This is a genomic window from Carboxylicivirga sediminis, from assembly GCF_018156225.1.
In the GTDB taxonomy this organism is placed as follows: Bacteria; Bacteroidota; Bacteroidia; order Bacteroidales; family Marinilabiliaceae; genus Carboxylicivirga; species Carboxylicivirga sediminis.
Map to the genome: position 1 here is coordinate 104026 of NZ_JAGTAR010000012.1, position 12380 is coordinate 116405.

Annotated in this window: 9 protein-coding genes; 1 reads left to right on the top strand and 8 read right to left on the bottom strand. The window is 40.4% G+C overall.

Annotated elements, in window-relative coordinates; all coding sequences use genetic code 11:
• Positions 1-95: 95 nt before the first annotated feature.
• The 8 genes from corA to KDU71_RS09640 form a co-directional block, all read right to left on the bottom strand.
• Entirely contained in the window at positions 96-1160 is a 1065-nt protein-coding gene (corA, locus tag KDU71_RS09605) for a magnesium/cobalt transporter CorA (protein ID WP_212190151.1), read from the bottom strand.
• Between the two features lie 129 nt (positions 1161-1289).
• The gene (xrtN, locus tag KDU71_RS09610) at positions 1290-2687 is read right to left on the bottom strand and encodes an exosortase N (protein ID WP_212190153.1); all 1398 of its coding nucleotides are present in this window, start codon (positions 2685-2687) and stop codon (positions 1290-1292) included.
• 1 nt (position 2688) lies between these two features.
• Positions 2689-5175 (bottom strand): XrtN system VIT domain-containing protein, encoded by a 2487-nt coding sequence (locus KDU71_RS09615; RefSeq protein ID WP_212190155.1) that lies wholly within the window; start codon positions 5173-5175, stop codon positions 2689-2691.
• Positions 5176-5227: 52 nt separating this feature from the next.
• On the bottom strand, positions 5228-5530 hold the full coding sequence (locus KDU71_RS09620) for a winged helix-turn-helix domain-containing protein (RefSeq protein WP_212190157.1): 303 nt from the start codon (positions 5528-5530) through the stop codon (positions 5228-5230).
• A gap of 17 nt (positions 5531-5547) precedes the next feature.
• Entirely contained in the window at positions 5548-6186 is a 639-nt protein-coding gene (locus KDU71_RS09625) for a hypothetical protein (protein WP_212190159.1), read from the bottom strand.
• 159 nt (positions 6187-6345) lie between these two features.
• Complete coding sequence (locus tag KDU71_RS09630) at positions 6346-8181, bottom strand: T9SS type A sorting domain-containing protein (protein ID WP_212190167.1); 1836 nt, start codon at positions 8179-8181, stop codon at positions 6346-6348.
• A gap of 48 nt (positions 8182-8229) precedes the next feature.
• A complete protein-coding gene (gene hrpB / locus KDU71_RS09635; protein ID WP_317195164.1) occupies positions 8230-10710 on the bottom strand; it encodes an ATP-dependent helicase HrpB in 2481 nt (826 codons plus the stop codon).
• A gap of 46 nt (positions 10711-10756) precedes the next feature.
• A complete protein-coding gene (locus tag KDU71_RS09640) occupies positions 10757-11281 on the bottom strand; it encodes a GNAT family N-acetyltransferase (protein WP_212190169.1) in 525 nt (174 codons plus the stop codon).
• Positions 11282-11438: 157 nt separating this feature from the next.
• Between KDU71_RS09640 and KDU71_RS09645 the strand changes: the two genes are divergently transcribed.
• Positions 11439-12359: a hypothetical protein gene (locus tag KDU71_RS09645; protein WP_212190171.1), complete on the top strand. Its 921-nt coding sequence runs from the start codon at positions 11439-11441 to the stop codon at positions 12357-12359.
• The last annotated feature ends 21 nt before the right edge of the window (positions 12360-12380 follow it).

The window sequence follows — 12380 nt, forward strand, 5'->3', positions numbered from 1 at the left end:
ATCCATCACAAGATGCAATATAATAAACATGATTACATCTATGAATTTGCATCCTTTTATACAACTCGGCGTTCAAATATGAATCACCAAACTTTTCACAGCCACTTTTTTCGTTTAAAGTACCACAACATTATCAGCACAGTAATGATAATGATGCCCCACATGATAAAATAACTATACTTGTAATGAAGCTCCGGAATATTTTCGAAGTTGGTACCATATACCCCGGCAATAAAAGTGATGGGAATAAAAATTACTGAAAAAATGGTCAGCATCTTAAGTACATCATTGAGCTTATAAGCTACGGTAGTATGGAAAATATTCAGCTGATCGGATAAGATTTCGCGGTAGTTATCGACGGCTTCGTTGGCCTGTTCAATATTATGTCTCAGTTCATCCAGATGCACCTGAATACTTTCATCAATCAGCTCTGAATCTAACCTGCAGAGGTTTTGTATCATCTCACGGCAGGGCTTAATTATTTTCCGCAGATAGCTGATTTCTACCTTATAAGTATTAATTTTCACCAGACTATCAGATGATGGTTTTTCGATGAGTTCATCATCCAGATCCTCAATTTTTTCACCCAAACGGCTGATGATGTGCAGGTAATTGTCAATCACAACATCCAGCAGGGCAAATGCCAAATAATCAGCATTAGAACTACGAATACGCTTTTTGTTTTTGCGTAAGCGCTCTCTTATAGGATTAAACACGTCTCCCACTCGTTCCTGAAAAGATATGAGCAAATTATTATTGAAAACCAACACGAGATTCTCTGACGTTATTTGGTCTTCGTCATCATCAAACTGCAGCATTTTAACCGATACATACAGACAATTCTCATATTCCTGCAGCTTAGGACGTCGATGGGTATCCAGCACGTCAGCCACCACCAGTTTATCAATCTGCAATTCTGCAATCAGCTCCTCCAGCACCCCGGTGTCGTGCAGTCCATCAATGTTCACCCAAGAAACAGCATCTTCAGACTGAAAGTCCTTGATTTCTGATATTGAGGCCAACTCCCGCTCTTCTAATTGGTCTTCACTGTAATTAATGAGCCGCAACTTGACAAAATCAAGTTTTTGCTCTCCCAAAAACCTTAATTCATAAGGTGATAATCCAATTGCTTCTTTTTTTGCTTTTAAAAACCTGGCCATATCTTTAGACGAGAATTAGTATCAATCAAACGAATATACTATTAATGCACGAAATAAAATCATTTCAGCTGCTTGTATTCAATAAGCATTTGCATGCCTAATCAAAATACTCGCATCCATTTTATCCAGCTATTTGAGTTGCTGCTTCGCCAATGATAAGCAAACCTCCCTGCTTGGGGCCGATACATTAATCACACTATAGGCTGCCTCACCATTTATAGCCGCCATTCTCCATGTGAACTGACTGCAAGTATGCTGAAGGCCATTGGAATACCACCAGCACGAATACAACACCGGTTCTCCTTCTTTGTGTAATTCAAAAGTAAATACCTCATGATGATTGATTTGCACCATATTCTCATTTGCTATTTGATAACCACTACCTCGCCAGCAAATAAACGGATGATGATCGGCACCCAGAAAAAATGCCGGAGGCTTTACATACACTAAAGCATTGTTGTTGCTGTACTTCACTACACCATCTTTTGTAATACTTTGTTGCATATCAGGTAAGTTAAGAGATGGTGTTCCACCTTGGGTGTGAACATGATTCTGGCGCACCAAGGCTGATCCTGCTACCAGTAGCAATAGAAAAATTACCTTTCGAAAGGTGACTTGCTTGATGACAGGCGCCTCATGCCCTTTCTCACTATACAACGGCTGCATATAAACAGCCAACAGAACCAGAGGCAAGCAAATATTGATGCTAAACACCAACAGGCCAATTATCTCGTGTATAAAGGTACCAGGCATGGCTCTCAAAATTACTGTAAGGATGATCCGTGATATGTTGCCGCATATCACCAATAGCAAAGTTGCCAATAGAAATAATAAACAAGGGAAAATAGCAATACGTTTATTATATCGCCGGGCTATAAAGGCCAACGAACTAATCGCAACAATTAGAGCCGCAGAAAGCATGTTAAGTCCCATACACTCCGGAGCAACAGTAAAACTCACGTCATCCATTACCAGACTATTTCCAGCCAATTCGATGGACGGAAATATAAGTGCCAATATCTTGCCTGCCAGACGGGTTAAAAATAAACGTATTGAAAAGCTGAACACCTGAAATAAATACTGAAAAGCAGGAGTACTTATACCCGCCAATACATAGGACAGCAGGCCTGGTTGTTTCGGTGTTAGCATCAAAGTGAGCAGTAAAGAAAGGGTAAAACCTATATAAAAAGCGCTATATACATGTGTCAGGTAAAACAGACCTAAAAACAAGGCTGATGCTACAAACGTAAATCCTGTATATCGCCTCGCCCTGTTGTTACCTAGTGTTAATGGTAAGGTGACAAAAAAGAGTATTTGCTCTAAACTTAATCCACCATAAGCAGCAAACACAGGAGTGGCAGCCAGTATTAGCAAAGCAATCTGCATATAAGCCTTGTAATGGCATATCTTTAATGCCTTTATCCAAAGAAGCCTTATGGTTTCGATGGTATTGGCCAGCTTAATACACAAACCAGGATGATTTAAGCACAATATTATGGCCAGCTGCCTGACATAACGATAGATCATACTACAACTTAAATTTAAAATACATCAGTGCAATTACTGCCAGAACAACCGCTATCAGTGCCCATTCATGGGGTTCGGGTACAGCTCCAGAGTCCTTCAGACTGGCATTTTTCACACTATTGGTACTCTCGTCAATATCAAATCGGTCGTAATCCTGCAACGTTTCAAGCACTATTAAGCTCGACACTGGTGATACAACAAAAGCTTCATCGAACAAATCATAAATAGTATCACCTATCTCATCTGCATTATTTAAAAACAAATGTCCGGCTTGCTGAATGATCGCATGATAATTATATAAGCGCAACAAGTGTGAGGGAGCACCGGTATCTGCTGCTTGTGCTGATACAATCGGGCTTTTGACAATCATCATTTCAGAATTAGCCAATATTACCGCTTTCTCGCTCTCAGGATAGCTTTTGTACCAGGATTCAATACTGCGCTCTTTCGCCTGCCTGGTTTTTAATACCTGACAATTCAATAATTTGTACTGCTCTAGACTCGCAATATAGTCAGACTTCATACCATCCACTACCAAACAGGCTATTGACTGCTGGTAATGACTCAGCGATAAGGTTAAATCATCATAAAACTCAGAACCACTTAATTCCGAAGGAATGGGCGCATTCTTTTGACCCTTCGTAATCAATAATGCCCCGCTGACCTTGGTCAGCTTATGCACCGGGAATACACTAAAAGTATGCCGGGCCAATTGTTGATATATCGAATCAAGCGATGCCAGCTCCAACTGCTGAAACCGGTCAGTGTAAACATACACCGGCCTGTCCTGTGCCGATAGCAGGTAGAATTGCACCTCTTCCAATGTCCATTGGCTGTTTACATCGAGGTAGATAGCTGATGGATTTAAGTTGGTTCCGCCAGTGAGTGTTTTCAGGCAATAACTTTGATTGTTAAACGCAAAGTGTTTTGTACTTAGGGGTTGCAGCGGGATTTTCACTTGCCAGCTATTCAGTGGCCGTCCGCTGTAGAGGTATTGGTTGGCTGCTTTTAGCTTAAATCCGTTTGGTACTTTCGCCGTTTTTGAATCGCCTACTATTTTTAAATGCACCATCTCTGTTGCACCTCTGTTATCAGGCCCAGCTATCTGCATGTTTTCAAGCACCAGTGATCCGTTATCAACTGCCATCGGTATGGTAATACCCACCTTCACGCGCCTTGACTCAACGGGTGTGCATGGAAAAATAGTGGCGGTCAGCCGGTTGCCTTCCTGCCAGTGCAACACAACCGGGTCACGTCTCTCAACACCAACCACCTGACGATAAGCTGTCGCTGCTTTTTTCCTGGTTGTGAGGCGCGACTGCTCCTCTTTACCATTTATCCACAGTGACAATGACGAAGCTACCGCACCCTCTGGCAAATAAAACGTAAGCAGGGCCTCCTGCCGGCTGCGTTCATGTTGATGGGTATTTTCAATCCAAAATGTTTGTTCGGAGTATGCCAGACGGTATGCTGGATAAACGCGCATATCAGTTATTTTCTTGCTTATTCTTAAATCACGTCCTGACCACAGTTTCTCATATGCATAATGTCTTGTATCAGCGCTGGTTGATAAGATTTTCACCTTCTCCTCCTTGCTTAAGTCTAAATCACCTATCCTCGCACCAGCCAAGGCCACTAAAGGATCGTGTACACGTATTTCAGAGAACGAACCACGGTTAAAATCGAAGCCCCACCAGTCATCTGAAAACTTTTCATACAGCAGTCCTAATCCAATAACCCGCCTGGCCCAAAAGGATGATTCGCATTTTTGAGCATACTGCACCCACTCAGGTAACTCCAGGCTTTCATTCAGTATGATGTCTCCCTGGGCACTGGTAATTTTCTCATTCTGGTAGGCAAATAACCCAATATAAACCCCAACGACCAGTACTGCCGACAAAAAGCCTGTCCAGAACCAACCAGGCATTCGATTGGGTGATTTACCGGCCAGTACATAGCGCAATTGGGTAATCAGTATGATCATCGGTACCGCCAGGTGTATGGATATGCCCAGTAAAATAAGGCCAAAGACTGCAAGCAGCATGGTTGGCAAAAGAACAATCGAATAATAGAGTATTATCAGAAACAATACACCAGACAAAAACCACAAAGCCTTCCTCATATACATTGGTAAACCATTTGGATACCCTGTTAATACAAATGCCAACAACAAAGGAATCAATCCCAACTCCAACCAAAGTGGGGCCTTGGCAAAAACATGCACATCTTTATTCAGTGTGAAACAGCTAATCAGTAACAAGGCCAGCAATATGTGCCAGTTCATACGCGGCCTAACCAACCTGAAGATGTTGGTATTAACAGGTTTATCAAAGAACGAAATAAAGAAGTATGCCACGGCAAGTACATAATTAATTAATGACCATCCATTAAGTGTATTCTGGGATTGTGGCACCCAATAATAGATGAGCACACTTAGGGACATCATAGTCAGCCCTATTTGCTGTGCCAAAGTAAGTTTTGTTTTCATCGATATATAATTTAAAAGTACTTTGTATTTCAAAGTGTATGAATAAAAAAAATTATTGCTTTACATTACTAATTAAATTATTGAGGCCATCGAGATGTTTCTGAAACAACTGACGCCCCAGTGGAGTGGCTTCATAACTGGTTTTTGGTTTCCGTCCAACAAACTGTTTATGCACAATAATTAAATCATGCTTTTCAAGCGCTTTAATATGGCTGGCCAGGTTGCCGTCTGAGGCATCCAAATATTCTTTTAATGCATTGAAGTCGACCTTGTCGTTGACCATTAATACAGCCATAATACCCAAACGTAAACGACTGTCAAACAGTTTGCTCAAATTATCAATTATATGCTTCATTATTCCAAATCAGTCAGTTATACTTTTTCATGTTTGGCATACATCAGCAGTCCATATACTATATGCAGCAAACCAAAACCAAACAACCAAAATAGTATACCATAGCCTATAAAATACAGACTAACTAATCCCAATACGATTTCGGAAATACCTAAATAGCGGATTTCGCGGTGTGTATAGCGACTGGCATTTAACAAAGCCAGACCATAAAAAACGAGTGTAGTTGATGCGAGAAGGTATAATTCGCCATGATAAATTAAAGCCAGGCAAAATAAACCGCCTGCTATCAGAGGCAAAAATAAGTTAATCAGAAAGTTTTTGGTTGATGCATCCCATATCTTAAGCCCTTTCTTCTGACTGTTTTGCCACGTAAAGAAAAATGCAGTTCCAATGGCAAATACCAATGTAAACGCAGCAACCATAAGCAGGTGGAGGAATGTTTGACTGTTAACAGGCAGAGCTAAAAAATGGTTGGTGACGGTAACAGGTGTAGCGAAGGTGCCATTGCCAATATACCACCAGGCATAGCTACCACACAAAATAGCCACACTGCCAGCTGCAACACCTGATAAGCCACTCAATGATAAACAACGGCTGGAACGTTCCATTAAGGATTTGATTTCTGTCAACTGGTTTAAATGCTCTTGTGTATTCATTTTAAAAGTTCTTTGAATTTCAAAGTAATTAAATGATTTTGAATATTACAAGTAATATTTGAAACTTTTAAAAGAAAACCACAACAAAGGACATATTAACCAATTGAACATGATTCACAACCATTCCAGATATTTAGAGTTGTTCACATCTGTCGAGCATTATAGCTTAATAAACCGCCCAATAGAATTATTGAAGCGAATAATGTACATTCCTTGTACTAAATCAGCTACATTAATCCTTTGTCCTGTATAGTTTATTGACTTAATTAGAGTGCCGTCAATCGCATAAATTTGAACGCTTCCCTTGTGCATGGGCTGAATTGTAATATAAGACTCTGCAGGATTAGGATATACAGTAAAATCATTGCTTGCAACAGAAACAGGCAGGCTGGTGACCAATGTATTTTCACGCGATAGTACTTTAGAGTTTACAATCCGTTTTTCAAAAGCACCCCAGCTAATATCCATTGCTGCACCTAAGGTTATTACATCCACAGTAGAATTAAAATAGTGGCGCACGCTATGTGACAGGTTTTGAAGAGCTGCGATATCTTCTGAGTAACTGAAACCATATTCAAAGCCTATGTGAGGGTAAAAGCAATATGACAGCTTATTTCCTAATTGAAATGCATCTGAACCATTGATGGTATATGTAACATCAACATATCCCTGCTCCCAATAAGCCGAATTATTGATGCTGATACTTATTGATGGTAATCCTATTTCATCGTTACTGAACAGGACTCTCCGCTCCTCTTCCTTCAGTTGAATGCCAGCTTTATCATAAAACCTAAAAACCAGTTCAATATCTTTTCCGGAAGTTGACTCCAATTGCAAATATTCCTTCAAATAATTATTATCAACTATCCTATCCAGCATGACCAAATCATCAATGTAAACCTGCATTCGCCCAATGCCATCATTTACAAACACTTCAACAGGAATGGATGTACCATATACCTCACCATTACGGGGTTCTGTAATAATAGCACGCTGATAATCATGTATGACATTCCAGGCAGGACGTTCGGTCCCTACCGCATCGCTTAGTGACGAATATTCTACTAAGCCAAACCACTCTTCTGCAGCATCATCGTGTACATATTCATTGCCGGCTTTCCACCATCCATCGGCATAGTTAAACACACATGAACCTGCGGCACCTCCATTCACCAATGATTGATACATGTGTAATACTCCATTGGTCTGTTCTGAAAGAGTATTACCTCCATAACCCCAATTTCCAGGTCCCGATGGTGAAACTGACAATCCATACTCACTTATAATCAATGGTTGTTCTGGCTGATTCAAAGTTCTTAAATATGCAATATAATCCTGGTATTCATACAGATAATTGACTGTAACCGGATTGTACACATAAACATTAAATGCTTTAAAATCAAATATGCCCGAATCGATATACGTTCCATTACAGGTATTAGATATGCTGACTGGTCGTCCGGGATGACCGGAGTGAATTATTTGAACTAACTGTTGCCATAAATCTGTTGTTTCGGTGTAACCAGAATCAAAAATTGTGGCTGGAGATGGCTCATTCATTATGAGATATGCAATAATATTACCATAATCCTTAGAGTAGCTGAGCACATCCCTTACTATGTTTTCAGCTTCATTTATAAAGACAGGATCAGAAAAATCACCATGCGGATCAATCCATATGCCCATAATAATTTTAATGTCATAGGCAGCAATTACATCAAGTTCTTCTTTGGTAAAGGGAGCCCAGGTGCGTATCGTATTAAAACCACCCGCCAGAATACGCTGGATATCATTATGAATCTGCTCTGGCGAGAATGTCTTTTGCCAGGGAAGCTGCCCGGGCAATGCACCAAGCTCATAACCAACACCTTTGACGAAAAACTTTTCACCATCTATATAAAAAAAATTGTCTTTAAGTTCAACTGTTTGAGCCTTGGTGTACGATGTAAAAACACCAAGAAATAACAGACTCAATATGCATAAATTAATCCTCATAAAATCACACTTTCTGCAAATTAAGGATTATTTACTGATTGCCCAATTTCACTTACGTTTAACCCCTCTTACAGCATCTGCTTCTATAGGATTATCGGGCCAGTGATGTTTGGGGTACCTTACTTTAAGCTCCTTTTTTACCTCAAAATAGGCCTTGTTCCAAAAGCTATTTAAGTCATTGGTAATCTGCACCGGTTTAAAACCAGGCGATAGCAGGTGCAGTAATACATTCACTTGATTACCGCATACTCTTGGCGTATCAAGCATACCAAATACCTCTTGCAGGCGCACGGCCAATACAGGCGCCTCCCCATTGGCTTTATATTCGAGTTTGATATTGGAACCACTAGGTACCTTAATACGCTCTGGGGCCAGCTCATCAAGCAAACCTTGCAGTTCATAACTCAGGTGGTGCTGTAACACGCTTTTGAGATCAATCTTCTTTAGGTCGGCCGGCTTTTTAACATCATGCAGATAAGGACCTAACCAGTCTTCACAGGTCATCAATAATGTTTCTGTAGCAACATCAGGCCAGTGATGCAATTTATCCCAATGTTTCAGGCTCAGAACACGATACTGCCATTGCTCCACCTCTTTACTAAAATTAAGGAGCCAGCTTCCCTCCTGCTTTAAGGCATCGCATATAGCACTGATTTTTAAATTCTCATCATAATCATATAAAGGTTTACTTTGCAGTATGATACTACCTATTCGTAATTCTGTCACTGCTTTAAACCCACCGTTTTTAGTATCCCAGGTAATGGATGCCATTGATTTCACCATTGGGGCCAAATCCTGCGGATTTAAAGGTGAAGCCAGAAAAATACGTCCCACACCATCACGGGCATTTACATTGGCTATAGCCAACCAGGCTTCGTGCGCCAAATCATCCTGATGACCAGCTGCCGCAATGCTCCCATTCGACAGTTTAAATTGTGCATTATTTCCTGGCTTGGCATGTGCAATGCGCTCAGGGTAAGCAAATACCAGCAATAATCCTGTTTCATATGGATCTACCGCGTTATTTTCTTCTTCAACTTTAAGGATCTTCCGGTATTGTTCAGCAATTTTGGCAATGCGCTTAAGCTTTTTGTTTTTCAGCTCACCACGTCTGTAGCGTCTCAAAGCCTCAATGCGTGTATTGATATCAATACCAGCTTCTTTCCCTAAGGGATCACGCTCTTCCAACAGAGCTGCTATGTCGCCAGCAAGAGCAGTTAAGCCCTCTTCTTCAGCCAGTAAGAGCATGTGTGCCAATCGAGGGTGACATGGTAAACCATGAATAGCCTTGCCATGTTCAGTAATGCGATTATTTTCCAGGGCCTCAAGCTGATGCAATAATTCCCTTGCCTGGGCTACATGCCCTTTAGGAGGTGGCGACAGCCAGGTAAGACGATTGATATCATTAACACCCCAACGTGCCATCTCAAGGACTAAAGAAGCTAAATCTGCCTCCTCAATCTCAGGCTTACGATGAGCCTGCAGACGATTGTGTGTTGCTTTGGTCCACATACGGTAACACACCCCGGAACCAAGGCGTCCGGCCCGCCCAGCCCTCTGATCAGCTGAATCCAGTGTTATATCAACAGTTTCCAACTTTGATAAGCCTGAATTAGGATTAAAGCGCAAGGTGCGGCTAAAACCACAATCCACTACCACGCTAATACCTTCAATGGTTAAGCTGGTTTCAGCAATTGAAGTAGCCAGTATTATCTTACGTTTACCCTCTTTGTGCGGCATAATAGCCGCATACTGCTTATTGGGTGGTAGCTGACCATAGAGCGGATGAACAGATATAACAGGATGTGAGCGTTTTAGTAATATTTCGCATGCTTTTATTTCGGCTTCTCCTGGTAAAAAAACTAAAATATCCCCGGTTTGCTCCTTCACGGCTTTTGACACCGTTTTAGCCGTCAATTCCGGTAAGAGCATCAAGTCACTATCACCACCATATAGTATTTCCACAGGAAATTGTCTTCCCTGGCTTACAACAGAGGGCGCCTTTAGTAATTGGGTCAATTGTGGCATGTCAAGGGTAGCCGACATAATCATCAGGCGCAGATCAGAACGCAATACCTGCTGGGCCTCTCTGGCCAGGGCTAAAGCGGTATCCGCAAACAAACTCCGCTCATGAAACTCATCAAAAATTACCAGTCCCACACCCTCCAGAGCATTATCCTGCTGCAGCATGCGGGTCAGTATCCCTTCAGTAACCACTTCCAGTTGTGTACTTTCACCTATACAATTATCAAAACGTATGCGATACCCTACTCGTTGCCCCACCTTTTCGCCTAATAATGCGGCCATACGCATGGCAATGGTTTTTGCGGCCAGGCGACGAGGTTCTAACATGATGATTTTTTGACCATTAAGCCAACTCTCTTCAAGTAAAACTAGTGGCAATAAGGTACTCTTGCCGGCACCAGGAGGTGCATTAACAATCAAGGTATTTGACGCCGATAAGTGTTTTTTCACATCGTCAATTACCTCAGTAATTGGCAAATCTATGTTATAGGGATTAAAATGCACAGCTTTATTATTAAAAGTGCAAAAGTAAATAAATCACTACGAAAAACTACATCTTCAATTCCTTTGAGTAGATAATTGCCGTGCAATTGCATGGGTTGCCACAAACAGGGCACTGATATTGGTTGATGATACTTTCTGCATGCCAGAAATCTTGTATTTCACAAATTACTTCAAAACCAAAGTCATCCATCAGATGCTCGATATTTGTTCCCTTGACACTTTTCCATCCTACTAAAATAATTGCATCCAACTGATTAGCTTTAGCCTTATTCAAAGCACTTTTCATAAGCTCTGTACCGTATCCCCGGCGTTGATAACTTTCTTCAATAACCATTGATTTTAGCACATACACCTGCCTGTCCCATTCGGCATAAGAAGAAACATTAAGCCCATAATCACATAAAGCACCCTCAATAGTACACTGATAGGCCAAACTAAAACCAATTAGTTTATCGGCCTTAAAAACACAGTTAATGTCAAGAGTATAGTGTTCTTTCAAATGCTTTAACTGGCTAACAAAATAACCTTCTCCAAGTCCCTGACAGGCAATTGGTAACAGAACCGGAAGCATAGCTTCAGTAAAAGATAAAATATGGCACCTATCCTTACTCAATTTAATACAGCAAAAATTTGAACTTCAACGAACATAATACTTAACTGAATAGAAAGGAAATTAATTGTATAAATAATTTGTATTTTCGCTCGCATGCTAACCAAACAATTAATTTATGAACAAACTTCCACATCTCCTGTCATTGGGCATTTTTTTATCACTACTGCCCGTTTCTATTAAAGGACAATCTGCACAGCTATTTACACCACCAGATTCTGTTGCAAGAATAGAATTAAGATATCTGCATCCTTTTTATGAATCAGTAGATAACCAAGGATTGTTGAGTGGTAATTACGATTTTACACTATCATATCCAATCAATAACAGATGGAATATTCAAGCATCTATTCCGGTTCTTTTTTCAAAATACGACCTTGATAATTCATATAGCTATGATGGTGGTTATGGTGGTTATGGTGGTTATACTGGAGCAAAAACAACTACTTTAAAAGACAATTTTATAGGGAATATAATGATTGGCGTAAACACAAATCACTATCAACAAAAAAGCCGCGTACTTAGCCTTGATTTGCAACTTTACCTGCCAACTGCTCCTCATAAGTATGATCCGTTGAGTATTGCAGCTGGTACTAATTTGTGTGAATATCAAAAATACCTTTATGATGTTACTACTATTGCAACTAAAGTAACATATGCATCAAATCCCGAGACTGGATGGTTTTACTCATTGAGTGGTGGTGTGCAACTTTTAATTGGCAAATCGGATTATGTTGGAGATGATAATGACCTATATTTTAGCTATGCGCTTAGGACTGGTTATAAAATTAAATCATTTGCTTTTGGTCTTGACTACAATGGGATTATTAAGCTAACTCATACTGAAACAGATGCATATAGATATCGCAGGTCTCATGAATTTAGAGACCGAATGTTTGATGCTATCAATATTAGTGCTCATTATTCATTGAACAATTTTCAGCCTTCAATTTTCTATTCGGTCTATACAAGAAATGACTTGAGAGATATTATCTCGGGGACATTGGGTATTAAACTGGCTTACCGATTTGCGAAATAAAATCAAAAAACCTGTCAGGTA

Coding starts and splice junctions, on each gene's coding strand:
- xrtN (WP_212190153.1), bottom strand. CDS start 2,687: ATGATCTATCGTTATGTCAGGCAGCTGGCCATAATATTGTGCTTAAAT.
- KDU71_RS09645 (WP_212190171.1), top strand. CDS start 11,439: ATGAACAAACTTCCACATCTCCTGTCATTGGGCATTTTTTTATCACTA.
- KDU71_RS09640 (WP_212190169.1), bottom strand. CDS start 11,281: ATGCTTCCGGTTCTGTTACCAATTGCCTGTCAGGGACTTGGAGAAGGT.
- corA (WP_212190151.1), bottom strand. CDS start 1,160: ATGGCCAGGTTTTTAAAAGCAAAAAAAGAAGCAATTGGATTATCACCT.
- KDU71_RS09615 (WP_212190155.1), bottom strand. CDS start 5,175: ATGAAAACAAAACTTACTTTGGCACAGCAAATAGGGCTGACTATGATG.
- KDU71_RS09630 (WP_212190167.1), bottom strand. CDS start 8,181: ATGAGGATTAATTTATGCATATTGAGTCTGTTATTTCTTGGTGTTTTT.
- KDU71_RS09625 (WP_212190159.1), bottom strand. CDS start 6,186: ATGAATACACAAGAGCATTTAAACCAGTTGACAGAAATCAAATCCTTA.
- KDU71_RS09620 (WP_212190157.1), bottom strand. CDS start 5,530: ATGAAGCATATAATTGATAATTTGAGCAAACTGTTTGACAGTCGTTTA.